Origin of the sequence: Methyloversatilis universalis EHg5 (assembly GCF_000378945.1) — a bacterium.
GTDB classification, from domain to species: Bacteria; Pseudomonadota; Gammaproteobacteria; order Burkholderiales; family Rhodocyclaceae; genus Methyloversatilis; species Methyloversatilis universalis_A.
On record NZ_KB900539.1, the window covers coordinates 229,673 to 255,153 of the forward strand.

Consider the following 25,481-nt stretch of genomic DNA (forward strand, 5'->3'; position numbering starts at 1 on the left):
GGTTTCAGCAGTGCGGCCCGCATCCTTCATGCGCCGATGCGGCGGTTTTCAGCCGGCCGGCCAGCGCGTCCAGACGCGGCTTGATCGCCTCGCCGACCGCGATCTGCGGTTCCGACGGCGTGAGGCCTTCCGCCTTCTCGCGGCTGGCGACGGCCGCCCGGGCGCGGGCGAACGCTTCGGTGAATGAGGGCGTCTGGCGCAGCGCCTCGTCGAAATAGGCGCGGCCGAAGAAGGTCCAGTCCGCTTCGTGCGAACAGCCGTGCGAACTGCGGTCGGCGCGTGCGGCCGACATGACCAGCGTATCCGGCCCGGCCAGTGGTTCGATGAACCCGCCGGAAAAACAGGCCGACACCAGGATGACCCGGTTGCGGATGCCGGCCTCGTCCAGCAGCTGGCCGAGGCGCTGTGGCGTGAGCTGTTCCAGTTCCCACGGCCACAGGCTCAGATCGAAGCGGTGGTCTTCGGCGCCGTGCGAGGTCAGGAACACGAACAGCACGTCCTCGTCGCGATTCATCCGCTCGCCCAGCACCCGCAGGCTGGCTTCCAGCGCGCTCACCGTAGCCAGCGGCCGCTGCAGCACGGTGGCCGGATTGTTGGCGAGCACCACGCTGCGGCCGGCGGTGCCGAAGCGCTCGGCGAACAGGTGCTCCACCTTTTCGACCTCGCGCAGGAACACGTCCTGCGCGCCATGGCCGGCCAGCGCCAGCAGATACAGCTCCGGCCGGCCCGGCTCGCCCTGTTCGACCTGGGCCAGCGTGGCGGTGAGCAGGTGCGGCTGGCGATAGATGAGCGCTTCGCTGCGCGCGGCGGCCCAGCGCTCGGCCTCATCGGCATCCTGTTCCGGCTCGACCGCCTGCCACAGCGGCGCCTGCGTACCGAGTGCGATCAGTGGTGCCAGATAGCACAGGCCGACCACGGCAGGCATCGCCAGCCGCTGTTTCAGGCGGGCGCCGAACAGGTCGCCCAGCAGCACGGCGGACGCGATCACGCCCCAGGCGGCGGGGGCCCACCACACCAGATCGGTGGCGTCGTCACCGAGGGTGTCCCACCAGTCGGCGGGCAGCAGCGTGAAGCCGTTCCACAGCAGCGACAGCCAGAACCACAGCGCGCTCATCGCCACCACGCCGCGCAGCCACGCCTCGCTGCGCCCGCTCAGGCGGGCGATCACCCACACCGCCAGCATCAGCCAGGGCAGGTGGAACAGCTTGCCGGGCAGCGCCTCGGGCATGAACTGGCCGGCGCCGTCCACCCGCAGCGCGTCGAAGCCGGCGCTGGCGGCGAGGGCCAGCAGTTCAAGCGCGATCCAGGCCGCGGCACCGCTGCGCAGCCAGGGTGTGGCCCGCCACAGCAGCAGCGCCCGCAGGCCGGCGAACAGGTTGCAGCAGAGGTCGCGCAGCGGCCGCGCGGGGCGGTCGGGAAGGGCGTGCGGCTCGGTCATCGGTGAAGTGTGAAAGGCGGCGGGTAGAGGGAACGGATTATCCGGGTCCGCGGTCGGAGCGGGGCCGTTCATCGTGAAACCCGGTCACGCACCGGAAAGCACGCTGAGCGGGCAGGTATAATCCACAGATTCCGAGGAGCGCTGCAAGGTGCCGCAAGGCCCCCAGGCTCGGAAACCGCCAGGCCGCCACGGCCGCGGGCATTTTTCAACGGCGCTCACCTGAACCCGCCGCCCGGCAGTCGTCCGGCCGCGGATGGCAGGTGAGCTTCGCCTGCCGTTTGAATAGGAGCCCGTTACATGAATGCACCCACCGAACTGAAGGATTACGTGATCGCCGACCTGTCGCTGGCCGACTGGGGACGCAAGGAAATCGCGATCGCCGAAACCGAAATGCCCGGCCTGATGGCCATCCGCGAAGAGTTCGCGACGCAGCAGCCGCTGCGCGGCGCCCGCATCACCGGCAGCCTGCACATGACCATCCAGACCGCCGTGCTGATCCAGACGCTGGAAGCGCTGGGCGCCGAAGTCCGTTGGGCCTCGTGCAACATCTTTTCGACCCAGGACCACGCCGCCGCGGCGATCGCCGCCGCCGGCACGCCGGTGTTCGCGGTCAAGGGCGAGTCGCTGGAAGAGTACTGGGACTACACCCACCGCATCTTCGAATGGCCGGACGGCGGCTACAGCAACATGATCCTGGATGACGGCGGCGACGCGACGCTGCTGCTGCACCTGGGCACCAAGGCCGAAACCGATCCGACCGCGCTGCACCACCCGGCGAGCGAAGAGGAAATCTGCCTGTTCAACGCGATCAAGACCACGCTGGCGCGCGACCCGAACTGGTATTCCAAGCGCATCGGCCACATCAAGGGCGTGACCGAAGAAACCACGACCGGCGTGCACCGCCTGTACCAGATGCACAAGGAAGGCCGCCTCGCCTTCCCCGGCATCAACGTCAATGATTCGGTCACCAAGTCGAAGTTCGACAACCTCTACGGCTGCCGCGAATCGCTGGTCGATGGCATCAAGCGTGCGACCGACGTGATGGTGGCCGGCAAGGTCGCCGTGGTCGCCGGCTACGGCGATGTGGGCAAGGGCTCGGCGCAGGCGCTGCGCGCGCTGTCGGCCCAGGTGTGGGTAACCGAAGTCGATCCGATCTGTGCGCTGCAGGCGGCGATGGAAGGCTACCGCGTGGTCACGATGGATTACGCGGCGGAACACGCCGACATCTTCGTCACCGCCACCGGCAACTACCACGTGATCACGCACGACCACATGGCGAAGATGAAGGACCAGGCCATCGTCTGCAATATCGGCCACTTCGACAACGAGATCGACGTCGCCTCGGTCGAGAAGTACCCGTGGGAAGAGATCAAGCCGCAGGTCGATCACGTCATCTTCCCCGATGGCAAGCGCATCATCCTGCTGGCCAAGGGTCGTCTGGTGAACCTCGGCTGCGGCACCGGCCACCCGTCCTACGTGATGTCGTCGAGCTTCGCCAACCAGACGATCGCCCAGATCGAGCTGTTCTGCGAAACCGCGAAGTACCCGGTCGGCGTCTACACGCTGCCCAAGCATCTGGACGAAAAGGTGGCGCGCCTGCAGCTGAAGAAGCTGAACGCGCAGCTGACCGAGCTGACCGATGCCCAGGCGCGCTACATCGGCGTGCAGAAGGACGGCCCGTACAAGCCGGACCACTACCGCTACTGATTTCTGGCGGCAGTGGCGCGCCTTTCGGGGCGCGGCAATGAAAAAGGCCATCCCGTGGGATGGCCTTTTTCATGTCTGGCGATTGTTTCAGCGCGACTGCTTTACCAGCCTGCTGTTGGCGGACTGCACCGGCCGTGCGTTGTTGCGGTACAGGTGGCCGAAGATGCCGATCTGTTCCGGCGACAGCTGCAGCGGGTCCTTCATCACCAGCCAGGTCACGCCTTCGCTGCACGGCGGCGTCGTCAGCGATCCCATATAGGTGTAGTAGTCGCGCTTTTCCGGCAGCAGCTTGGCCAGATCGATGCTCACGTCCGGACGTGATTCCACGTTCTTCTGCAGCGGCAGATAGGCCCACAGCGTGTTGAACAGCGGGTGTTCGGTACCGCGGTCGAGCAGCACCGCGACCACGGCCAGATTGCCATCCAGATCCTTGTGCACCAGGTGGGCGACCATGTCATAGGTCTTGCCGTTCACCCGCTCTTCCGACGGCTTGTGGAAGTGGAACTGCACCAGTTCATAACGCTTGCCGACCAGCGTGATCGAGCTGCCTTCGCCAACATTCACCTGCACTGTGTGACCGGTATCGACCACGGTGAAGAACGTGCTCTTGTAGTCGAACTGTATCGGCGGCAGGTCTACCTTGATGCCGTCGCGGATGTCGATCGGCGACTGGGTGCGTCCGGTGGCGCACTGCGTCCACTCCGGTTTCAGCTTGCCCCAGTTCTGCGGCCCGAACTCGCCTTCGTAGGCCCACTGCAGGTCGCCATGAAGCACCTGTGGCGGCACCATGACCGCGGGCGCCGGCTCTGCCGGTTTCTTTGCGGCGAGGGCGACCGGTGCCAGCGGCCGGGGGCGCGGGCGCGGCGGCAGCGGGATTTCGCTGTGGCCGATCGGCGGCGGCTTGATCGCAGGCTGCGTCGCGGCCACCGGGGGCTCCGGCTTCTTCGGTGCGGCTTCCGCCGCTTTCGGAGGCTCAGCCTTGACGGCTTCCGCCTTGGGCGTTTCCGCCTTTGCGGACGCGCCCGGCTTGGCGGCGGATTTGTCCGACGGTTTGTCGGTGCTCTTTTCGGTCGCTTTGTCCGCAGTCTTTTCGCCTGCGGCCTTCTTGGAGGTGGCCATTTCCTCGCGCGCTGCGGCAGCCGCTTCGCGCAGATCGGGCTTGATGTTCACCATTTCGGTGCGCTGGACCCGGCCGGCATCGCCCGGATTATTGGCGGCCGCGCGTGCAGCACGGCCGGCCTGTTCGGCCACCTGACGCAGTTCTTCGGCACCCGGCGGCTGGCACACCTCGCGGAACAGCTTTTCGTCCAGCGTGCCCGGCAGCAGCGAAATCTCGCCATCCGAACCGGTGCGCTCCTCGCGCAGGATGCGCTGGCCGGCGTCCAGATAGACCCGTTTGATGGTGGCGAACTTCAGGCTCTGGCAGTCGTAGCGGTTCAGCGCCTGCACCATGGCGTATCCGGTCTTTTCGGCATCGGCCTCGCTCAGCACCAGCCGGCCCCAGGCCACTTTCTTGCCGCCTTCGGCGCGCAGCACGCTGTCGCGGTCGATTTCGATCTTCTTGCCGCGGTCGGTGGCCACGGTGGCCCAGTCGGCGGTCAGTGCGGTGCCGCTGGCGCAGCCCAGGGCCAGCGCGATCAGGGTCCGGCGGAAAAGGTGAACAGGCGTCATGGCGTGTCTCGGGCGCTTCAATCTCTGGATAACCCGGGTCTACGGCAGCGCCGGGCGGTGGCTTGAACGTGCGCCTTGCGTACCTGCGCCGGCCGGAGTACCTTCAGCGGCGCACACGTTAGGGGTGCCGGCGCAGGTGCGCGTCGGCTGAGACACACCCTCAACACCTGATCCGGATCATGCCGGCGTAGGGAAACGGGCGACTTCTCGACATGGAAGCCGGCGTTCCCCGCGCCGACGCTGCAAGCACAGGAGAGCTTCCATGAACGCCAAAGACACCTTCCTCGCCGAGCAGGCACATGTAGACGAAGCGGCGATTGCGCCGCTGCCGAACTCGCGCAAGATCCACCTTGAAGGTTCGCGCCCGGATATCCGGGTGCCGATGCGCGAAATCTCCCAGGCCGACACGCCCACCGGCTCATTTGGCAACACCAGCGGCGAGAAGAACCCGCCGGTGTTCGTCTATGACTGTTCCGGCCCCTACACCGACCCGAAGGCCTCGATCGACATCCGCAAGGGCCTGCCCGCGCTGCGCGCCCGCTGGATCGAGGAACGCGGCGACACCGAGCAGCTCACCGACCTCTCCTCCGAATTCGGCCGCATCCGCGCCGCCGACGCCGCGCTCGACGACCTGCGCTTCCCCGGCCTGCACCGCCACCCGCGCCGCGCCGTCGCCGGTCGCAACGTGACCCAGATGCACTACGCCCGCCAGGGCATCGTGACGCCGGAGATGGAGTTCATCGCCATCCGCGAGAACATGAACCGCGCCGCCTACGTCGAGAGCCTGCGTTCGACCGGCCCCACCGGCGAGAAGATGGCCAAGCTGCTCACCCGCCAGCACCCGGGCCAGAGCTTCGGCGCATCGATACCGGCCGAAATCACGCCCGAATTCGTGCGCGATGAAGTCGCCCGCGGCCGCGCCATCATTCCGAACAACATCAATCACCCGGAAAGCGAGCCGATGATCATCGGCCGCAACTTCCTGGTGAAGATCAACGCCAACATCGGCAACTCGGCACTCGGCTCCTCGATCAACGAGGAAGTCGACAAGATGACCTGGGCCATCCGCTGGGGCGGCGACACGGTGATGGATCTGTCCACCGGCAAGAACATCCACGAAACCCGCGAGTGGATCATCCGCAACAGCCCGGTGCCGATCGGCACCGTGCCCATCTACCAGGCGCTGGAGAAGGTCGACGGCAAGGCCGAAGAACTCACCTGGGACATCTTCCGTGACACGCTGATCGAGCAGGCCGAACAGGGCGTCGATTACTTCACCATCCACGCAGGCGTGCTGCTGCGCTACGTGCCGATGACCGCCAACCGCATGACCGGCATCGTGAGCCGCGGCGGTTCGATCATGGCCAAGTGGTGTCTGGCGCACCACAAGGAAAGCTTCCTCTACACCCACTTCGAAGAGATCTGCGAAATCATGAAGGCCTACGACGTGGCCTTCTCGCTGGGTGACGGTCTGCGTCCGGGCAGCATCTACGACGCCAACGACGACGCGCAGCTGGGTGAGCTGAAGACGCTGGGCGAACTGACCGACATCGCCTGGAAGCACGACGTGCAGGTGATGATCGAAGGGCCGGGTCACGTGCCCATGCATCTCATCAAGGAGAACATGGACCTGCAGCTCGAGTACTGCAAGGAAGCGCCCTTCTACACCCTGGGCCCGCTGACCACCGACATCGCCCCGGGTTACGACCACATCACCAGCGGCATCGGTGCGGCGCAGATCGGCTGGTACGGCACCGCCATGCTCTGCTACGTGACGCCCAAGGAGCACCTGGGCCTGCCGGACAAGGACGATGTGAAGGAGGGCATCATCACCTACAAGCTCGCCGCCCACGCCGCCGATCTGGCCAAGGGTCACCCGGGCGCGCAGATCCGCGACAACGCACTCTCAAAGGCGCGCTACGAGTTCCGCTGGGACGACCAGTTCAACCTGGGGCTGGATCCGGACAAGGCGAAGAGCTTCCACGACGAGACGCTGCCGAAGGAGTCGGCCAAGGTGGCGCACTTCTGCTCGATGTGCGGCCCGCACTTCTGTTCGATGAAGATCACGCAGGACGTGCGCGACTTCGCGGCCAAGCAGGGCCTGAATGAAGACGAAGCCCTGCAGAAGGGCATGGAAGTGAAGGCGGTCGAGTTCGTGAAGTCCGGCGCGGAGATCTACCAGAAGGTGTAAGGCCCGTAGCCGGCGCCGCTGCCCGCAGTGTCTGCGGGTGCGGTGGCCGCGCCGGATCCACCGTTCCCGCCATCCGGCGTCTTACACCTCGACCGGATCGACATCCACATGCCAGCGCAGCCCGCGTGCGAGGCGTAACCGGTAGAGGTTGGCGATCCACGGCCGCAGCAGCGCGCGCAGCTGCGGGCGGCTGCGCGATTCCACCACCAGCTGGGCGCGTTCGCGGTTGGCGCGGCGCACCATGCGCATCGGCACCACGTCATACACCTGCACGCCATCGACCTGCAGCGCCTGCGCGGCGCGGCGGGCGGCTTCGAGAAAATCGAGCGCGGCCTGCAGTTCCGGCGCGTCAGCGCTCAGCATGAGCTGGAAGCCGTGCGGCGGCAGGCCGAGCAGCGCGCGTTCGTCCAGCTGGCTGCGCGCGAAGCCGTCGAAATCATGTGCCTTCAGCGCGGCGAACAGCGGGTGTTCGGGCTGGGCGGTCTGGATCAGCACCTCGCCCGCGGTGTCGCCGCGGCCGGCGCGACCACCCACCTGCATCAGCTGGGCAAACAGCCGCTCCTGCGCGCGGAAGTCGGCGGCGTGCAGCGAGGCGTCGGCACCGATCACGCCGACCAGCGTGATGCCCGGAAAATCGTGGCCCTTGGCCAGCAGCTGGGTGCCGACCACCAGATCGACCTCGCCGCGACGGATGCGGTCCAGCTGTTCCTGCCAGTGTTCGCGGCCGCGCACGCTGTCGCGGTCTATGCGCAGCAGCCGGGCCTGCGGAAAGCGGCTGGCCAGCGTTTCTTCCAGCCGCTGGGTGCCGCGGCCGTAGCCCTGGATGTCCTGGTTGCCACATTTCGGGCAGGCGTGCGGCACCTGCCCTTCGGCGCCGCAGTGGTGGCAGCGCAACCGGCGGTCGGCGGCGTGCAGCACCAAATTTGCGGTGCACTGTGTGCAGCCGGCGGCCCAGCCGCAGGCCGGGCAGCTCAGCACCGGTGCGTAGCCGCGGCGGTTGATGAACAGCAGGGTCTGTTCGCCGCGCGTGAGCCGGCTTTCGATCGCCCTGGCCATCGGCTGGCTCAGGCCGTCGGTGGCGCGGAACACCCGGGTGTCGACCAGATGCACCTCCGGCAGCTTCGCTTCGCCGGCACGGGCATTCAGCCGTAGCCAGCGGTAGCGGCCGTCGATTGCGTGGCGCAGGCTTTCCAGCGACGGGGTGGCGCTGCCCAGCACGATGGGCACGTTTTCATGGCGGGCGCGCCAGATCGCCACATCGCGCGCGGAATAGCGTACGCCCTCGGTCTGGCGGAAGGACGGGTCGTGCTCTTCATCCAGCACGATGCAGCCCAGCCGCGGCAGCGGCGCGAACACCGCCAGCCGGGTGCCGAGCAGGATGTCCGCCTCACCTGACTGCGCCGCCGCCCAGGCCATGGCGCGGGCGCCGTCGCTCATTTCGCTGTGCATCACATGTAAACAGGCGCGCGGGAAGCGGGCAGCCACCCGGGCGTGCAGCTGCGGCGTGAGCGCGATTTCCGGTACCAGCAGCAGGCTTTGCTGGCCGGCGGCGATCTGGTCTTCGATCAGCCGCAGATAGACCTCGGTCTTGCCGCTGCCGGTCACGCCGTGCAGCAGGCTGGCGGCGAAACCGGTTTCCGCCCGCAGCGCGTCCAGCGCCGCTGTCTGGTCTGCGGTCAGTGTGTGGGCGGTTTCGGCCGGTGCCTGCGGCAGCGCCAGTTCCACCCAGCTTTCGGCCAGCAGACGCTCCAGCGCCGCTCCGGCGCGTGAGGACAGCGCCCGCAGTTCGGCTTCGTTCAGTTCGCCGGCCGCGTCCAGTGCGGCGATCAGCTTGCGGCCGACGTCGCGCGCCGGCAGCAAGGCGGCGGCAGCCTGCCCGGCCGCGGTGGCGCGGAAGCGGCGATGCGCGCGTTCCGCCCGGGTGGCGCTGATGGCCGGCGGGGCGGCCATGGCGGCTACCTCGCCGATGGGCTGCTGGTAGTAGTCGGCGACGAAATCCACCAGCGCACGCCAGCGCTCGGGCAGCGGCGGCTGGCCGTCGTCGCAACCCACGAGCGGCTTGATTCGCGACGGATCGAGATCCGACCCGTCGCGCCAGCCCCAGGCGATACCCCACAGTTCGCTGCGGCCGAAGGGCACGCGCACCCGCTGACCCGGTTCGATCGTCGGGAAGGCCGAGGCGTCGTAATCGAACAGCGCGGGCAGTGGGCGCGGCAGGGCCACCTGCAGCAGGCGGGCGGGCGGATTTGCTGCGGTGCTTTCCAAGCCTGGAAGCGGGGTGTTAATGGATTCAGTGACTTGCGGCATGTCGTTCAACAAGACTGCTCGGTTATGTCCGCAACACACTCATCCGGCACGGTTTTGAAAGCCCGAAAAGCTGTGGATAACTTTGTGGGAAACTTCGTTGCGATCCGTCACGGAGCCGACATGTACAGCCATCAAATTTTCCATCGGGCGTCAAGAAAAAAATAGTTCTTTATTTTTCAGTGACTTGTTCCGATGCGTCTTGTGGATGACTGCACCTTTGGCTTGTGGGCGGCCTGTGCGGCCGACTGTGCATAAGTCAACCCCCTCTGGCCGCCCGACTGTGCAGAAAATGGCCGGCGACGCCCGTCCGGCCCGGTTTTCAGCCTGCGCGCAGCGCCCGGCTGTGACGATGCACTTCGTCCACCAGCGCGGCCACATGTTCCGGCGGCGTGTGCTGCGAAATGCCGTGGCCCAGGTTGAATACGTGGCCCGGATGGTTGCCGTAGCTGTCGAGGATGCGGCGGGCTTCGCGGCGGATGCCCTCGGGGTGGGCAAACAGCGCGGTGGGGTCGAAATTGCCCTGCAGCGCCACCTTGTCGCCGACCCGCTGGCGCGCCAGACCGATGTCGGTGGTCCAGTCCAGACCGAGCGCGTCGGCGCCGGCTTCGACCTGCGCTTCCAGCCACTGGCCGCCGCCCTTGGTGAACATGATGACCGGTACGCGCTGGCCGTCCTTTTCCCGCTTCAGGCCGGCGATGATGCGTTGCATGTAGGCCAGCGAGAACTCGCGATAGCCGTGGGCCGACAGCGCGCCGCCCCAGGAATCGAAAATCATCACCGCCTGGGCGCCCGCTTCGATCTGCGCGTTCAGGTAGTCGGTGACTGCCTTCGCGGTGACCGACAGCATGTGGTGCAGCAGTTCCGGCCGGTCCAGCATCAGCGTTTTCAGGTGGCGGTAGTCGTCCGACGCGCCGCCTTCGACCATGTAGCAGGCCAGCGTCCACGGGCTGCCGGAAAAGCCGATCAGCGGCACCCGGCCATCCAGCGCGCGGCGGATTTCGCTCACCGCGTCAATGACATAGCCCAGTTCGGCCGTGGGGTCGGGGGCGGCCAGCGCGCGGATGGCTTCTTCCGAACGCAGCGGGCGCTCGAACTTCGGGCCTTCGCCTTCGGCGAAATACAGGCCCAGACCCATGGCGTCCGGCACGGTCAGGATGTCGGAAAACAGGATGGCGGCGTCGAGCGGGAAGCGCTCCAGCGGCTGCAGCGTCACTTCGCAGGCCATGGCTGGCGACTTGCACAGCTGCAGGAAGCTGCCGGCGCGGCGACGGGTCGCACAGTACTCGGGCAGATAGCGACCGGCCTGGCGCATCAGCCAGATCGGCGTGTAGTCGGTGGGCTGGCGCAGCAGCGCGCGCAGGAAGGTGTCGTTGCGAAGTGCGGACATGGAAAATCCTTGATGATCAGGGCGCAAGGATAGCCGATGCGCCCGCCGGTCAGCCCGGACAGGCGACGATCGGGCCTATTTGCGCCAGAAACCGGGGGTGAACAGGATGAGTACCGACATCACTTCGAGACGGCCGAGCAGCATGGTGAAGCTGCACACCCAGGTCTGGAAGTCGCCCAGTCCCTGGTAGTTGCTGGCCGGGCCGACCTCGCCCAGGCCGGGGCCGGCATTGTTGATCATCGCGATGATGGCGGTGAAGGACGACAGGAAGTCCAGCCCGGACAGCAGCAGCACGAAGGTGAGCAGCACGATGCTCATGAAGTACAGGAAGATGAAGCCGAGCACCGACTGCGCCACCGGGTCCGGCACGCAGGTGCGGCCCACCTTCAGCGGCATGACCGCGTTCGGGTGCACCAGTTTGACCAGATCGCGCCGCGCCTGGCTGAACAGGATGAGGGTGCGCACCATCTTGATGCCGCCGCCGGTGGAGCCGGAACTGGCGGTCACGCCGGACAGGAAGAGCATCCACAGCGGCACGAACAGCGGCCACTGCGCGTAATCGGTGCTGGCGAAGCCGCAGTCGGTGGCGATGGACACCAGGTTGAAGCTCACGTGGCGCAGCGCGGTCCAGTAGCTGTCGTAGGTGCCGGCGTAGAGCAGGTAGCCGGCCAGCAGCACGCTGCTGCCGATGCAGGCGATCAGCACGCCGCGCACTTCGTAGTCCTGCGCGTACACCTTCAGCGAGCGGCCGCGGAAGGCGAGAAAGTGGGTGGCGAAATTCATCGCCGCCACCAGCATGAAGAAGGTGAGCACACCTTCTATCCACGGCGAGTCGAAGGCGCCGACGCTGGCGTCGCGGGTGGACAGGCCGCCCAGGCCCATCGCCGCGAAGGCATGGCAGAGCGCGTCGAACCAGCCCATGCCGGCCAGATGCAGCGCCAGCACGCACAGCACGGTGATGCCGAAATACACCAGATAGAGCGCCTTGGCGGTGTCGGCGATGCGGGCGGTGAGCTTGCCGTCCTTCATCGGCCCCGGGGTTTCCGCCTTGTACAGCTGGCTGCCGCCGACGCCCAGCAGCGGCAGGATGGCCACTGCGAACACGATGATGCCCATGCCGCCTATCCAGTTCAGCAGATGGCGCCACAGGTTCACCGACGGCGGCGCGTGATCGAGCCCGGTCATCACGGTGGCGCCGGTGGTGGTCAGGCCGGACATGGTTTCGAAGAAGGCGTCGGTGAAGCTCATGTCCACCGACAGCATGAGCGGCACCGCGGCGATGGCCGACATCAGCACCCAGGACAGCGTGACCAGCAGGAAGCCGTCGCGCGGCTTCAGTTCGCGGATGTGGCGGCGGGTCGCGATGTAGAGCAGCAGGCCGCCGGCCGCGCTGATCGCCATGCTGTCGATGAAATGCCAGGTCATGCCGTCGCTGTACAGCAGCGAACAGAGGATGGGCGCCAGATAGGTCAGGCTGAACACCGCCTGCAGGCGGCCCAGCACGTTGGCAACGTGCAGCATCAGAAGAACCCGAATCCGACCTGGAACAGCCGCTCGACCCGCGCCACCACCCTGCGGTCGGCGCAGAACACGATCACGTGATCGTCCGGTTCGATCACCGTGTCGTGGTGCGGCATGACCACCCGCTCCTCGGTTTCGTGCACGGTCACGTCGGACATCCGGGCCAGCACCTCGCGCTGGCTGCGACGGACGATGGCGCCGATCATCGCGCCCTCCGGCAGCCGGATTTCATCCACCCGCCGTCCCACCACCTTGGAGGTCTTGCGGTCGCCGTGCGCCACCAGTTCCAGCGCCTCGGCCGCGCCGCGCCGCAGGCTGTGCACTGCCGCCACGTCGCCGCGGCGCACGTGGGCCAGCAGCGAGCCGATGGACACCTGGGCCGGCGAGATGGCGATGTCGATGCGTCCGGCCTGCACCAGGTCGGCGTAGGCGCGCCGGTTGATCAGCGCCACCACGCGGTGCGCGCCCATGCGCTTGGCCATCAGCGAGGACATGATGTTGTTCTCGTCGTCGTTGGTCAGCGCGAGATACAGGTCCATGTCATCGACGTTCTCCGCTTCGAGCAGCATTTCGTCGGTGGTATCGCCCTGCAGCACCAGCGCGCTGTGCAGGTTGGAGGCGAGGAATTCGGCGCGCGCCCGCGCGTGCTCGATCAGCTTCACTTCGTAGTTCTGTTCCAGCGACGCCGCCAGCCGGAAGCCGATGTTGCCGCCGCCAGCGATCATGATGCGGCGCATCGGCTTGTCCAGCCGGCGCAGTTCGGCGGTGACCGCGCGGATGTGCTCCGATGCGGCCAGGCAGAACACCTCGTCGCCCGGTTCGATCACCGTGTCGCCGTCCGGCATGATGGCGGTGTCGTTGCGGTAGATGGCGACGATGCGCGCGTCGATGTCCGGCAGGTGCTCGCGCAGCGCCTTGATCTGGCGGCCGACCAGCGGGCCGCCGCCGACCGCACGCACCGCCACCAGCGACAGCCGTCCGCCGGCGAATTCGATCACCTGAAGCGCTTCCGGGAAGGCGATGAGCCGCTTGATGTAGTCGGTCACCTCCTGTTCCGGGCAGATCGAGAAATCGACCGCGAAATTGTTCTCGTCCAGCAGCTGCGGGTGATCGGCGTAGTCCATCGAACGCAGCCGGGCGATGCGGGTGGGCAGGTTGTACAGCGTTTTCGCGATGCGGCAGGCACACAGATTGGTCTGGTCTGACGCGGTGACCGCGATCAGCAGATCGGCATCGTCTGCGCCGGCCTGGGCCAGCACGTGCGGGCTGGCCGCATTGCCGACCACGGTGCGCAGGTCCAGCCTGTCCTGCATCGCCTGCAGGCGGGGGATGTCGGTATCGACCACAGTGATGTCATTGGCTTCCGACACCAGGTTTTCCGCCACCGAGGAGCCGACCTGGCCGGCCCCGAGAATGATGATCTTCACGCCGCCATCCACTGGGAAAGGTGGCGCGAGTGTAGCCGCAAGCCCCGGCCCGCGGCATGACCGGGGTCAGGGCGCGTGCAGTTCAGTGAGGGCCCAGCATGCCTTCGCGCTCGATGAAGGCGATGATGGCGTCCAGGTTGTGACCGGTCTTCATGTTGGAAAACAGGAAGGGCCGCTCGCCGCGCATCTTCTTCGCGTCACGTTCCATCACGTCGAGCGACGCGCCCACCATGGGTGCCAGATCGATCTTGTTGATGATGAGCAGATCCGACTTGCAGATGCCCGGCCCGCCCTTGCGCGGAATCTTGTCGCCGGCCGCCACGTCGATCACGTACAGCGTGAGGTCGGACAGTTCCGGGCTGAAGGTGGCCGCCAGATTGTCGCCGCCGGATTCGATCAGGATGATCTGCAGCCCGGAGAAGCGGGCGTTCAGCCGCGCCACCGCCTCCAGATTGATCGACGCGTCCTCGCGTATCGCGGTGTGCGGGCAGCCGCCGGTCTCGACGCCGATGATGCGCTCCGGTGGCAGCGCCTCGTTGCGCACCAGGAACTGCGCGTCTTCCTCGGTGTAGATGTCGTTGGTGACTGCGGCGATGTTGTAGCGGCTGCGCAGTGCGCGGCACAGCGCCAGCGTCAGCGCAGTCTTGCCGGAGCCGACCGGGCCGCCGATGCCCACGCGCAGTGGCGGGCGGGGAGTGGATGCAGTCATGGTGTCAGCCTTTCATCGGAAATGCGGGTGCGGATTGCGCGCCCTGGGCTTTGCCCGGGATCGTGGGAGCGACGCCTCGTCGCGATACGGCCTCGGTCACGCGCCGGCGCTCGAGCCACCTCCGCATCGCGGCGGGGGCGCCGCTCCCACGGGGATTTGCAGCGGTAGCTGGGGTGCGGTGCGGCGGTGCTCATGATCTGAACAGCCGCGAGTACTGGGTTTCATGCCGGCAGCTGGCGAGCGCGAGGCCGGGCGCGAAATTGCTCCAGTCTTCGCGCGGCAGTTCGAGCGCGGCGGCGACCCGGGCCGGCATCGCCTCGCCCAGCGCCATCAGCAGCCGCTGGCCGGCGGTCTGGCCCAGCGGCACAGCCTTGATCGCGGCCATCACCTGGTTTTCCGCCCAGGCCCAGGCCCAGGCGGTCAGCGCCGGTTCGACTGGCACGCCCAGCGCCACCGCGGCGCCGGACCACGCGGTCGGGTAAGCCATGTCGCCGCCGTCTGCCAGCCGCGCCGCGACCGCGCCGCATTCCGGCAGCGCCTTCAGCAGCTGCAGGCAGGAATAGCCCATCTGCACGGTTTCGGCGCGCAGCTCCGCCGCCTCGCGGCTGGCCAGGTAGTCGTCGTTCAGTTCGAGCACCGCGACGACATCGTCGGCTGCCCAGGCGCGCATCAGCGCGGCCAGCAGCGGCAGTTCGAAGGTGGTGATGCCGGCGTCGAACACCGCGGCGATCCAGTCGCCAGCGTCCGCCTCGGTCCGGATCGCCCCGCAATCGACCTGCCATTCCAGCCCCTGCGAATAGCTGAAGGCACCCACCGGCAGCGTCGGGCTGGCCAGATGCAGCAGGCGGACCAGGGCCAGCGTGTTCATGCGCCGCCGCCGAACAGGTGCAGCCTGGCGCCGGTCTGTTCGGCGTGCGCGTGCGTGTGATGCGCCGGGTGGCCGCCGTAGGCGCCGGCTTCCGGCTCGAACGGCGCCTGCGTCTCCTGCACATCGAGGCCGAGGCCGGCCAGCATCTGCGCCAGCACATGGTCGGCGGCCAGCCGCAGCAGACCCGGCTGCACCTCGACCGCGACATGGCGGTTGCCGAGGTGGTAGGCGGCGCGCGCGATCAGCAGCGCATCTGCGCTGCGTGCCTCGATCACCGACTCCGGCGCGGCCTGCACCGCGATCACGCGGCCGTCATTGCCGGCCAGCCGGTCGCCGCCGCGCAGTATCGTGCCGCGCGGCAGGAAGAGCCCGACCTCCTCGCCCGAATCCAGGCGCGTGCGCAGCCTGCACTTGGCGCGCAGTTCGAAGTTCAGCGTCAGCGTATCGGCCGGCACGGGGTCGGCCGGCGCGAAGGTTTCGATCAGCAGCATGTCGGGTGAAGAGTGGGTGCCCGACTGCGGAAAAGCAGTTATCGCGCCAGCCCGGCCGCCACGTCGCGAAAGGATTGCAGCGCCGCTTCCAGGTGCTCGATGATTTCCTGCTGCAGCACGTCCGGCGGCGGCAGGTCGTCCAGTTTGTCCAGGCTGTCGTCCTTCAGCCAGAACACGTCCAGACTGGCCTTGTCGCGCGCCACCAGCGTTTCATAGCTGAAGTGGCGGAAGCGCTCGGTCTCCACCCGCTCGTGCCGGTTGTCTGGGCGATAGCAGGCGATGAAGTCCTGCAGATCAGCCAGCTTCAGCTGCCGCGTCTTCAGCGTGAAGTGCATATTGGTGCGCAGGTCGTAGATCCACACCCCTTTTGTGTGCACGCGCCCGTCCTTCGGGCGCGCATCGAAGAACAGCATGTTCGCCTTCACCCCCTGTGCGTAGAAGATGCCGGTGGGCAGGCGCAGCAGCGTATGCACATCGCAGGTCTCCAGCAGCTTGCGCCGTATCCGCTCGCCGGCACCGCCCTCGAACAGCACGTTGTCCGGCAGCACGACGGCCGCCTGGCCGGTGTCCTTCAGGATGGTGACGATGTGCTGCAGGAAGTTGAGCTGCTTGTTCGACGTGGTTTCCCAGAAGTCCTGCCGCTGATAGGTCAGCGCGTCGCGGTCTTCCTCGCCGTCCTCATTGGTGATGGTCATGCTGCTCTTCTTGCCGAAGGGCGGATTGGCCAGCACGTAGTCGTAGCGTTTGCCGGGGTCGGCGATCAGTGCGTCGGTGCGTTCCACCAGCGGTTCGCCATCCAGCTCGCCGATGTTGTGCAGAAACAGGTTCATCAGGCACATGCGGCGAGTGCCCGGCACGATTTCATTGCCGTGGAAGGTCTGGTCGCGCAGGAATTCCTTCTGCCGCTTGTTCAGGTTTGCGCCCGGCCGGTTCAGCCAGTTGTAGGCGCCGAGAAAGAAGCCGCCGGTGCCGCAGGCGGGGTCGGCGATGGTTTTCATCGGCGCCGGCTGCACGCAGGCCACCATGGCCTCGATCAGCGCGCGCGGCGTGAAGTACTGGCCGGCCCCGCTCTTGGTGTCTTCCGCGTTCTTCTGCAGCAGGCCCTCGTACAGATCGCCCTTGGTGTCGGTGTCCAGGCTGATCCAACGCTCGGCGTCGATCATTTGCACCAGCCGCGCCAGCTTGGCCGGGTCCTGTATCTTGTTCTGCGCCTTGAAAAAGATGGCGCCCAGCATGCCGGGCTCCTGTCCCAGCTTGTGCAGCACGCTCAGGTAATGCGCCTCCAGCGGTTCGCCGGTACGGCTGCGCAGCGTCGTCCAGTCACAGCTTTTCGGGATGTGGGTGTTCCGGTTGTACGGCGGCTCGGAGTATTCATGCGCCAGCTTCAGGAACAGCAGATAGGTGAGCTGTTCGAGGTAGTCGCCATAGCCCACGCCGTCGTCGCGCAGCGTGTGGCAAAAATTCCAGACCTTCTGGACGAGGGAGGATGCGTTCATGGGGTATCAGGGGTTCCGGCGAGCGCCCGGGATAACAAGGGCGCTGCAAGTTGCTGTTTTGGTTGTAAAAATTTTTCAGCCTAGTTTGTTATCCAGGTGGTCGGATAACAAACTGTTCACTCCGACTATCCTTCCGGCGGGCGTGAAAGCTTCCATGACAAGGCGCCCGCCGCCTGAGAATTCTGCATCCGGCGATGGCTGAGCGCGTTTCGGGCGAAGGTTATCAACATGTTTACAACCTTCGAATGCAGTCATCACGATGGCCAGATCCGCTCAGCGCCCTGGATGACGGACATTGGTATGGTGTTCGCCATCGCTGCAGGCTGCGTGCTGGCAGTCCGTGTGCACGGGCGGATGGGCCATTTGCAGCTTCAAGGATAACAAATTGTCAGCAAGCTACTGTTTGGAAAAACATTTTTCTGTTTCTGCCGTTGTTATCCTGCTGATCGGATAACAAACTTCTCTGCACCGGTTAGGCTGGATTAACCAGACCGCCCGCTTCATCACGCTTCCCCGGTCTGTTATCCAGATATCTGGATAACAACAGGCTGGCTGTCGGTTCGCAGATAACAATGCGCCAGCAAGTAACTGTTTCGAATGTGATTTTCTGACTGTCCCCGTTGTTATCCTGCGGGTCGGATAACAAAACCTTCCGGCTGGTTAGGCTGGACTAACCGGGATCTCCACCGTCTTCCAGTCCGTCGGGCAGCAGGTCATCCTGTGCGATGTCGTCCTGCTGGGGCTTGTAATAGACCATATTGCGTTTGCCCCGGGTGGGGTCGGCCACCAGCACGCCCTGGGCGACCCAGCGCTTCAGCAGCTTTGACGATCTGAGTGTGTCCAGGCTGGCGATCCGGCACAGATCCGCGTTGCCGATCGAGCCATGGCGGTCTATCCAGTCGCTCACCTGTTCCCAGACGGGTGGGCGCTCTTCGTTCAGCAGCATGAGCATGATGGCTTCCTGCGCCTGTTCCTTCTGTTCCGAATAGAACGGGGGGAACAGTTTGCTCGCCTGCATCACGCTGAACATCATGCGCACGCCCTCGCCGGCATCGACATTCGGCGGATCGGGAAATTCACGCAGGTTGCGGGCCAGCAAGGGGTTGCGCGAGAAGGACCCGGCGCGCTGTATGGTGGCGGCGCTGATCCTGCCGGCGAACAGGCCGGGGCTTTCGATCTCGATGCGGTTGTCGAAAATGCGGATCCGGATGTCGCGGTTCAGGTGGTAGTCGCGGTGAATCACCGCATTGGTGATGGCTTCCTTGATCACCCGCTCCGGGTAACGGTGAACGGTGCGAAAGCCGGAGGCGGCCAGCGTCAGTCCCTCGGCCAGTTCATCCATCAGGTAGGCGTGGGCACGCGCGATCTGCTGGTACAGCGGGCCGGAAATCGTTCTCGGCGTCTTCTTCAGGTTCGGAACTTCGCCTTCTTCGATCTTGTTGCCGCGGTAATGGAACACCCGGATGTCCGCCCGTGTGCCCGACGCCGCCAGCAGCGCACCCGGCTCGTCGGCGAACAGTAATACCGCTGCGCGCCGAGGTTTCAGCTCAGCGCCGACTTGCTGTGCCAATCCAATGCTTTTCAACTGTTTTGGCAGGTCGCTGCCTGATAGCCCCCGTGCTTGTCGGAACAGGCGCCAGGCATCGGTATCGAGCAAGTCGAAGTCGACATCAACCGGCTCCGATTCCGCACTGCGCACGCCGCGCCGGTAAGACAGTTCGGTGATTTCGGTTGCGTTCATCACCCGGTTGCTAGCCTCGCCGCGCATCCAGGTGCCGCCATCGAGTATCGAGTGCACCTTGTCACTGCGCGGTATGACGACGCGCAGCAGGGCGCCCTCTGTCCCGTCGCGCAATGTGCAGGGCAGGCGCTGCAGCTTCACGTCTTCCACCGCCGGCAGCAGATGTGTCGCCAGCTTGCGCTGCAGTTCGTCCACGGCTTCCGGGTTCTCGCCGATGCCGTACAGCCGGTCGCTGCCTTTCGCCTTGGCGAGGTCTTCCATGCCCAGCAGCAGTGAACCACCCTCGGTATTCGCCATCGCACAGATCGTTTCGAGCGCCTTGCCCACCATTTTTCCGGACACGCGCTTGCATTCGAAGCGCAGGCTCTCGGGAGCCTGCAGCATCAATCTGAGCAGGGCTCGGCTCACTCCCTCCGGCAAGGCTTCATGCATGCGCAGATCTCCTTTTGCGTCGGGCTGGGTCGCTTGAGACACGTTCTTCGCGCTCGGCGCGGATGCGCGCGAGCAGGGCGCTGGCCGGCTCGTCATCCGGGTCCTGCGGTACGAGCCGGCCGGAGAAGGCGGCTTTGAGGAGATTTTTGCGTTGGGCGGTGGATTGTCGAAGTCCAAGTTCAATCGACGCTTCCTGCAACTTGATCGCTTCAATCTCTTGGGAAACTCGCTCGAGTATTTCCCTTGCCTCATCGGTGGGAGGCACGGGAACGGGAAAGGCCCGGAGAATGCCCATATTGATAGAAGCCAGATTCGTCGTCTGTTTGCCCGCTTGCTGAAACCACGATTTTCCGAACGTATTGCCGTGGTGAGAAACGAACTCGGACAGCACCTCGGGTAGATAAGGCCGCATGCGGAAGACGTGGTTCTGGTGAATGCACTCCGCTACTTCGTCACGCCAAACCCAGCCCCTGCCTAACTTGTCACGATCACCACCTTCATTGAACAGCACATCTCCGTTCCGAAGCGTCAGCTCTTCAATGTCTCGCTCACTCGCCATGATCTTCTTGGTCTCGGTAAGGTCGAGAAAGCCACGCTGAACGTTCGCGACGCGCAGGTAGGCTATTTCGCGCAAAGAAACGCCCGGAGTCTGTTTTGATCCTTTGGCTACACCCGATACGATCTCTCCCAACATATCGAGACTGGCCCAAATCCATCTGGCAGGCAGCGATGACAGATCGGAGGTATCAGGTTGCACCGGCTCGGGATACTTCGCCTGCCACCCCTTCGGCGGCATCTTGCCCTGTTCCTCGAACTTCGCCAGTTGTCGCGCTTCCCAGCGGGCGCGGCGTTCGGTGAGGATGCGGGCGAGCAGGTCGGCGCCGGTCTCCAGGGATTCGCCGTGCGCGGCGCGCTGGGTGCGCCAGTCGGCGGTGAGGGCGCCTTCGACCGCGGCTTTCAGCAGCGATTGCCGGTACAGCGCCAGCTTCTTCTGTGCCGCCTTCAGTTCGGCCACGCCGGCGTCGAGGTCGGACAGCAGTTCTTCGAGCTTTTCGACGATGCGGTTTTGTTCAAGGCGCGGAGCGATAACAAGCGGAATCCGCTTCATCGCCGAACTCGTCAACTTAAGCCGTGTTGAGCCTGAAACATGGGGCTGGTAGTCGACGGTGTTGAGTTGATGGCACAGGAACCTGTTGTCGAGCAGAGCTTCGACACCCTGAAGTACATGCGCATGGTTATTGACCCAGAATCGGCCAGTCACACAGTACGCCTTGTCGCGAGAAGGGTCGAGGAATGGAGCTCCATCCTCTCCAAGAAGCACTCGCTCGCCTTCTGATCGAAAGTCATCAATCCAACCGGCCTGACCGGTTGCTCCATAGTACGGATAAAGCTCGCCTTCCTTTTTGCCCGCAAGACGTTTCGTTCTTTCCTCTGAATTGACCGGTTCGCGCTCGAAGTCAAGGAGCTCTACTGCGTCCTCCAATCTTACTTCGACCCAACCTTTAGGGAGTACGCGGCTCAAGCAACCAACTCCTCATTCATTTCCTTCATCACCTCATCCAGTTGTTCGCCGAACAGCGACCACGCCTTCTGCAGCCCGCCGCGCGCCGCAAAGGCTGCGTAGTCGAAGTCGTCGCGTTCGATGCGGTAACTGCTGGCGATGTGGTCCTTGATCAGGCGCAGCCATTCGGTCTGTTCCGGTGTGAAGGCGGTGGCGCGCTGCGCGTTGTGGCGGAATATCCATTCCTGGAAGCGGCGGTCCACCTGTTCGGCGAAAGGTTTCAGTTCGTCGTCCAGCCCGAGGGCGAAGCGCACCAGTGCGATCAGGTCGGTGAGCTGGCGGCGGGTGTCGCCGCCGCTGACCCGGGTGCCCTGCACGCGGGCGTAGGCGGCCCACAATCTCTCGTTGGTGAGCAGCAGCGGCGGGCGTGACAGGGTTTCATGCAGGTCTTCGATCATGTCGAAGGTGAGCGCGCGACGCTGGTAGGGCTGCTGGTAGAAGAAGTTCAGCGCATCGATGTCTTCGCGGTGCGCGGCGATGTAGTCGGCGAAGCGGGCGATCACCGTCTGTGCCTCGCTTTCCGCCTTTGCGCTGTAGCCGGCGAAGGTGACGGTGTCGAGGTTGATGTGGTCGATCAGTTGTTCGCGTTCGCGGCGGGCGGATTCTATCTGCTCCCGCAGTTCGGGCCGGTCGAAGGGCGCGCAGGCGGCGGCCAGGCGCAGTGTGCGGGCGGCGGACAGTTCGACTTCGGTGAGCGTATCCTCGCTGCGCGCGATGTCTTTCGCGCGCGCAGTGGCAAGTGCGGTGTCGACGATGCCGTCGGGGTTCAGCGCCTTGATCAGTGCGCGGCCCAGTTCGCCGACCGGCACACCGCCGGATGCCTTTTCGATGCGCGCCTGCGCCTTGTCGTCGAGCTGCTTGGCGAGGCGCACCAGACGGTTGGCCAGCGACAGAACGGTGTCGTCGTCGCGCTGGCCGATGGCGATGCCCTGCAGCAGATCCTTCAGTGCCACGCCCGGTTTCTTTTCCAGCGGGCGGCTGTCGGTCTTCAGCGATTTTTCGACGCCGACCGCGTCGATCAGCACGAAGCGGGTCTTGGCGCTGTCGGCGCTGTTGCTCACCCTTCTCAGGTCGTCGAAGCCGAGGCTGCGCACGCCGCGGCCCTTCATCTGTTCGTAGTAGCCGCGAGAACGCACGTCGCGCATGAACAGCAGCACTTCGAGCGGCTTCACGTCGGTGCCGGTGGCGATCATGTCGACGGTGACCGCGATGCGCGGGTTGTAGTCGTTGCGGAAGCTGGCGAGCAGGCTGTCCGGGTCTTCGTCGGTGCGGTAGGTGACTTTCTTGCAGAAGGCGTTGCCCTGCCCATACACCTCGCGCACGATCTGGATGATGTCGTCGGCGTGGCTGTCGGTCTTGGCGAAGATGAGCGTCTTGGGCGTTTCGCGCCGGGTCGGAAAGATCTGCGTTTCGACCGCCTGCTTCATGGTTTCGATCACGCGGCGGATCTGGCTCGGGTTCACCACCGCACGGTCGAGGTCGCGGCCGGTGTAGGCCTCGTCCTCTTCGGTCTGCGCCCAGCGCTTCCGGCGCGTGAGCCGGTCGCGATGGTCGATGAATTCGCGCGCCTTCAGCTCGCCGCCTTTCTTCGTGATTTCGGTTTCGATCTCGTACACGTCGTAGCCGACGTTCACGCCGTCGGCGACCGACTGTTCATAGGTGTATTCGGCGACGATGTTTTCGTTGAAGAAGCCGAAGGTGCGCTTGTCCGGTGTGGCGGTGAGGCCGATCAGGAAGGCGTCGAAGTAGTCGAGCACCTGCTTCCACAGGTTGTAGATCGAGCGGTGGCACTCGTCGATGATGACGAAATCGAAGGTCTCGACCGGGATGGCCGGGTTGTAGCGCACCAGCCGAGGCTGCTTGCCCGGCTGCCGGTCGGGCTGCAATTCATGCAGCGAAATGTCATCAGCGCTGTCGTCGATGGCTTCGCCGGACAGCACCGAATACATGCGCTGTATGGTCGAGATCACCACCTGTGCATGTGGGTCGATGCGAGGGCCGGCCAGGCGCTGGACGTTGTACAGCTCGGTGAAGGTGCGGCCGTCGTCTGGCGGCGTGTAGGCCATGAACTCCTGATGCGCCTGCTTGCCGAGGTTGCGCGTGTCGACCAGGAAGAGCACGCGTTTCGCGCCGCCGAACTTGAGCAGGCGATACACGGCGGTGATGGCGGTGAAGGTCTTGCCGGCGCCGGTTGCCATGTGCACCAGTGCGCGCGGCCTGTTCTGCGTCAGCGACTTTTCCAGCCCGGTGACGGCGGCGATCTGGCAGTCGCGCAGATTGTGCGTTGGCAGCGCGGGCATGTTCGCCGCCAGGCGGGTGCGCAGGGTATCGGGCTGGCGCAGCCATTCGGCGAGCTCGCCAGGCGTGAAGAAATGGAAGATTTCGCGCGAGCGCGGCGCCGGGTCGCGCAGGTCGGTGAAGCGGACGATCTGGCCAGTGCTTTCGAACAGGAAAGGCAGCGGCGCCGCCTTGACGCGCCACTTCAGTGCGCTGGCAGCGTAGCGGGCGGTCTGTTCCTCGACGAAGGTCAGGATGGTCGCGTCGGCCTTGGCTTCGATGACGCCCACCGGTGCGCGGTCGACGAACAGCACGTAATCGGCCGGCCCGGTGTCGGTCGGGTATTCGCGGATGGCGACGCCATGGCCGGCGCTGAGATCAAGCTGGCTCAGGTCCTGAACGACCCAGCCCGCCTGTTCCAGCTTTTCGTCTATCCGCTGCCGCGCCTTGCCTTCCGGCGTCATGAACCCCCCGCGCTATCCCGAATCCCGGCCGGGATGTTAGCGCGAAGGGCTTGCCGGCGGCATTCAGAACAGGAAATAGCGCTGCGCCATCGGCAGCACCGCAGCCGGTTCGCAGACCAGGGCTTCGCCGTCGGCGCGCACTTCGTAGGTTTCCGGGTCGACGTCGATCTGCGGCTGCCAGCCATTCAGCACCATGTCGGACTTGCGGATGGCGCGCGTGTTGCGCACCGGCTCCAGCCGCTTGGCGAGGCCGAGGTCGGCGATCTTCGGATTGTTCAGTGCGGCCTGCGACACGAAGGTGAGCGAAGTTTTCAGGCCACCGCCGTAGCTGCCGAACATCGGCCGGTAATGCACCGGCTGCGGTGTCGGGATGGACGCGTTCGGGTCGCCCATCGCGGCGGCGGCGATCATGCCGCCCTTCAGGATCAGACTGGGCTTGACGCCGAAGAAGGCGGGGCGCCACAGCACCAGATCGGCCAGCTTGCCCGGCTCGACCGAGCCGACGATGTGGCCGATGCCGTGCGTGATCGCCGGGTTGATCGTGTACTTCGCGATGTAGCGGCGCACGCGGAAATTGTCGGCGGCCGGCGAGCGGCCGTCCGGGTCGCTCAGCGTGCCGCGCTGCACCTTCATCTTGTGCGCCGCCTGCCAGGTACGGATGATCACTTCGCCGACCCGGCCCATGGCCTGCGAGTCGGACGACATCATCGAGAAGGCGCCGAGGTCGTGCAGGATGTCCTCTGCGGCGATCGTTTCGCGGCGGATACGGCTTTCTGCGAAGGCGACGTCCTCGGCGATGGCGGCGTCGAGGTGGTGGCACACCATGAGCATGTCGAGGTGCTCGTCGATGGTGTTCACCGTGTAGGGCATGGTCGGGTTGGTCGATGACGGCAGCACGTTGGGCAGGCCGGCCGCGCGCAGGATGTCCGGTGCGTGACCGCCGCCCGCGCCTTCGGTGTGGAAGGTGTGGATGGTGCGGCCCTTGAAGGCGTCCATCGTGGTTTCGACGAAGCCCGATTCGTTCAGCGTGTCGGTATGGATGGCGACCTGTATGTCCATGTCCTCGGCCACCGACAGGCAGGTGTCGATGGCGGCCGGCGTGGTGCCCCAGTCCTCGTGCAGCTTGAGGCCGATCACGCCGGCTTCGATCTGTTCGCGCAGCGGCGCCGGCTGTGAGGCATTGCCCTTGCCGAGGAAACCGAGGTTCATCGGAAAGGCGTCGGCCGCGGCCAGCATCGAGTGGATGTGCCACGGCCCGGGCGTGCAGGTGGTGGCGAAGGTGCCGGTGGCCGGGCCGGTGCCGCCGCCCAGCATGGTGGTGACGCCGGACATCAGCGCCTCTTCGATCTGCTGCGGGCAGATGAAGTGGATGTGGCTGTCGATGCCGCCGGCGGTGACGATCATGCCTTCACCGGCGATGATTTCTGTGCCCGGGCCGATCACGATGGCATCGGGGCCACTGAGCCCGGGCTGGATGTCCGGATTGCCGGCCTTGCCGATGGCGGCGATGAAGCCGTTCTTCAGGCCGATGTCGGCCTTCACGATGCCCCAGTGGTCGACGATGAGCGCATTGGTGATGACGGTGTCCATCACCTCCGCAGCGCAGCGCTGGCTCTGACCCATGCCGTCACGGATCACCTTGCCGCCGCCGAACTTCACCTCTTCGCCGTAGATCGTGCAGTCGCGCTCGACCTCGATCCACAGCTCGGTGTCGGCCAGACGCACGCGATCGCCGGTGGTCGGGCCGAACATTTCCGCATAGGCCTGCCGGCTGATGCGCGTGCTCATGCGTT

The 25,481-nt window shown here is 65.5% G+C and carries 16 protein-coding genes and 2 riboswitches; of the genes, 2 read left to right on the forward strand and 14 right to left on the reverse strand.

Going from position 1 to position 25,481, the window contains the following annotated elements:
- Nucleotides 1-4 precede the first annotated feature (4 nt).
- Nucleotides 5-1,438 carry a C13 family peptidase gene (locus METUNV2_RS0101060; protein ID WP_018227662.1) on the reverse strand — a complete coding sequence of 478 codons (1,434 nt, stop codon included), beginning with the start codon at nt 1,436-1,438 and terminating at the stop codon, nt 5-7.
- Between the two features lie 127 nt (nt 1,439-1,565).
- A riboswitch (S-adenosyl-L-homocysteine riboswitch) is annotated at nt 1,566-1,662 on the forward strand.
- 73 nt (nt 1,663-1,735) lie between these two features.
- On the opposite strand from METUNV2_RS0101060, the gene ahcY reads away from it, so the two are divergent.
- Nucleotides 1,736-3,145, forward strand: a complete 1,410-nt coding sequence (gene ahcY / locus METUNV2_RS0101065) for an adenosylhomocysteinase (protein WP_018227663.1) — start codon at nt 1,736-1,738, stop codon at nt 3,143-3,145.
- Nucleotides 3,146-3,232: 87 nt separating this feature from the next.
- On the opposite strand, the gene METUNV2_RS0101070 is transcribed toward ahcY, so the two are convergent.
- The gene (locus METUNV2_RS0101070; RefSeq protein WP_018227664.1) at nt 3,233-4,816 is read right to left on the reverse strand and encodes a carbonic anhydrase; all 1,584 of its coding nucleotides are present in this window, start codon (nt 4,814-4,816) and stop codon (nt 3,233-3,235) included.
- Nucleotides 4,817-4,926: 110 nt separating this feature from the next.
- A riboswitch (TPP riboswitch) is annotated at nt 4,927-5,027 on the forward strand.
- A 51-nt stretch (nt 5,028-5,078) separates the two neighbouring features.
- Between METUNV2_RS0101070 and thiC the strand changes: the two genes are divergently transcribed.
- On the forward strand, nt 5,079-7,007 hold the full coding sequence (gene thiC / locus METUNV2_RS0101075) for a phosphomethylpyrimidine synthase ThiC (protein ID WP_018227665.1): 1,929 nt from the start codon (nt 5,079-5,081) through the stop codon (nt 7,005-7,007).
- An 81-nt stretch (nt 7,008-7,088) separates the two neighbouring features.
- On the opposite strand, the gene METUNV2_RS0101080 is transcribed toward thiC, so the two are convergent.
- From METUNV2_RS0101080 to ureC, 12 genes are all read right to left on the reverse strand, one after another.
- Complete coding sequence (locus METUNV2_RS0101080) at nt 7,089-9,272, reverse strand: primosomal protein N' (protein WP_018227666.1); 2,184 nt, start codon at nt 9,270-9,272, stop codon at nt 7,089-7,091.
- Between the two features lie 361 nt (nt 9,273-9,633).
- Nucleotides 9,634-10,701, reverse strand: coding sequence for a uroporphyrinogen decarboxylase (gene hemE, locus METUNV2_RS0101085; RefSeq protein ID WP_018227667.1), 1,068 nt, complete (start codon nt 10,699-10,701; stop codon nt 9,634-9,636).
- 75 nt (nt 10,702-10,776) lie between these two features.
- The gene (locus tag METUNV2_RS0101090) at nt 10,777-12,222 is read right to left on the reverse strand and encodes a TrkH family potassium uptake protein (protein ID WP_018227668.1); all 1,446 of its coding nucleotides are present in this window, start codon (nt 12,220-12,222) and stop codon (nt 10,777-10,779) included.
- Complete coding sequence (gene trkA, locus METUNV2_RS0101095; protein ID WP_026187766.1) at nt 12,222-13,649, reverse strand: Trk system potassium transporter TrkA; 1,428 nt, start codon at nt 13,647-13,649, stop codon at nt 12,222-12,224. Before trkA ends, METUNV2_RS0101090 begins: the two co-directional genes overlap by 1 nt.
- An 82-nt stretch (nt 13,650-13,731) precedes the next feature.
- Nucleotides 13,732-14,358, reverse strand: a complete 627-nt coding sequence (ureG, locus tag METUNV2_RS0101100; RefSeq protein WP_026187767.1) for an urease accessory protein UreG — start codon at nt 14,356-14,358, stop codon at nt 13,732-13,734.
- A gap of 190 nt (nt 14,359-14,548) precedes the next feature.
- Nucleotides 14,549-15,226 carry an urease accessory protein UreF gene (locus METUNV2_RS0101105; protein WP_018227671.1) on the reverse strand — a complete coding sequence of 226 codons (678 nt, stop codon included), beginning with the start codon at nt 15,224-15,226 and terminating at the stop codon, nt 14,549-14,551.
- Nucleotides 15,223-15,717 carry an urease accessory protein UreE gene (gene ureE / locus METUNV2_RS0101110; protein WP_018227672.1) on the reverse strand — a complete coding sequence of 165 codons (495 nt, stop codon included), beginning with the start codon at nt 15,715-15,717 and terminating at the stop codon, nt 15,223-15,225. Before ureE ends, METUNV2_RS0101105 begins: the two co-directional genes overlap by 4 nt.
- Before the next feature lie 38 nt (nt 15,718-15,755).
- Complete coding sequence (locus tag METUNV2_RS0101115) at nt 15,756-17,213, reverse strand: class I SAM-dependent DNA methyltransferase (protein WP_018227673.1); 1,458 nt, start codon at nt 17,211-17,213, stop codon at nt 15,756-15,758.
- A gap of 670 nt (nt 17,214-17,883) precedes the next feature.
- A complete protein-coding gene (locus tag METUNV2_RS0101120) occupies nt 17,884-19,482 on the reverse strand; it encodes an ATP-binding protein (RefSeq protein WP_332309786.1) in 1,599 nt (532 codons plus the stop codon).
- A complete protein-coding gene (locus METUNV2_RS20065; RefSeq protein WP_081618490.1) occupies nt 19,379-20,908 on the reverse strand; it encodes a restriction endonuclease subunit S in 1,530 nt (509 codons plus the stop codon). The genes METUNV2_RS0101120 and METUNV2_RS20065 overlap by 104 nt, the downstream gene beginning before the upstream one ends.
- The gene (locus METUNV2_RS0101135) at nt 20,905-23,688 is read right to left on the reverse strand and encodes a type I restriction endonuclease subunit R (protein ID WP_018227677.1); all 2,784 of its coding nucleotides are present in this window, start codon (nt 23,686-23,688) and stop codon (nt 20,905-20,907) included. Before METUNV2_RS0101135 ends, METUNV2_RS20065 begins: the two co-directional genes overlap by 4 nt.
- 63 nt (nt 23,689-23,751) lie before the next feature.
- Nucleotides 23,752-25,476 carry an urease subunit alpha gene (gene ureC, locus METUNV2_RS0101140; RefSeq protein WP_018227678.1) on the reverse strand — a complete coding sequence of 575 codons (1,725 nt, stop codon included), beginning with the start codon at nt 25,474-25,476 and terminating at the stop codon, nt 23,752-23,754.
- Nucleotides 25,477-25,481: the final 5 nt, after the last annotated feature.

What these genes read in the sequence shown, in the direction of transcription:
- METUNV2_RS0101060 (WP_018227662.1), bottom strand. Translation starts at nt 1,438, where the DNA reads ATGACCGAGCCGCACGCCCTTCCCGACCGCCCCGCGCGGCCGCTGCGC.
- ahcY (WP_018227663.1), top strand. Translation starts at nt 1,736, where the DNA reads ATGAATGCACCCACCGAACTGAAGGATTACGTGATCGCCGACCTGTCG.
- METUNV2_RS0101070 (WP_018227664.1), bottom strand. Translation starts at nt 4,816, where the DNA reads ATGACGCCTGTTCACCTTTTCCGCCGGACCCTGATCGCGCTGGCCCTG.
- thiC (WP_018227665.1), top strand. Translation starts at nt 5,079, where the DNA reads ATGAACGCCAAAGACACCTTCCTCGCCGAGCAGGCACATGTAGACGAA.
- hemE (WP_018227667.1), bottom strand. Translation starts at nt 10,701, where the DNA reads ATGTCCGCACTTCGCAACGACACCTTCCTGCGCGCGCTGCTGCGCCAG.
- METUNV2_RS0101090 (WP_018227668.1), bottom strand. Translation starts at nt 12,222, where the DNA reads ATGCTGCACGTTGCCAACGTGCTGGGCCGCCTGCAGGCGGTGTTCAGC.
- ureG (WP_026187767.1), bottom strand. Translation starts at nt 14,358, where the DNA reads ATGACTGCATCCACTCCCCGCCCGCCACTGCGCGTGGGCATCGGCGGC.
- METUNV2_RS0101105 (WP_018227671.1), bottom strand. Translation starts at nt 15,226, where the DNA reads ATGAACACGCTGGCCCTGGTCCGCCTGCTGCATCTGGCCAGCCCGACG.
- ureE (WP_018227672.1), bottom strand. Translation starts at nt 15,717, where the DNA reads ATGCTGCTGATCGAAACCTTCGCGCCGGCCGACCCCGTGCCGGCCGAT.
- METUNV2_RS0101115 (WP_018227673.1), bottom strand. Translation starts at nt 17,213, where the DNA reads ATGAACGCATCCTCCCTCGTCCAGAAGGTCTGGAATTTTTGCCACACG.
- METUNV2_RS0101120 (WP_332309786.1), bottom strand. Translation starts at nt 19,482, where the DNA reads ATGACGAGCCGGCCAGCGCCCTGCTCGCGCGCATCCGCGCCGAGCGCG.
- METUNV2_RS0101135 (WP_018227677.1), bottom strand. Translation starts at nt 23,688, where the DNA reads ATGACGCCGGAAGGCAAGGCGCGGCAGCGGATAGACGAAAAGCTGGAA.
- ureC (WP_018227678.1), bottom strand. Translation starts at nt 25,476, where the DNA reads ATGAGCACGCGCATCAGCCGGCAGGCCTATGCGGAAATGTTCGGCCCG.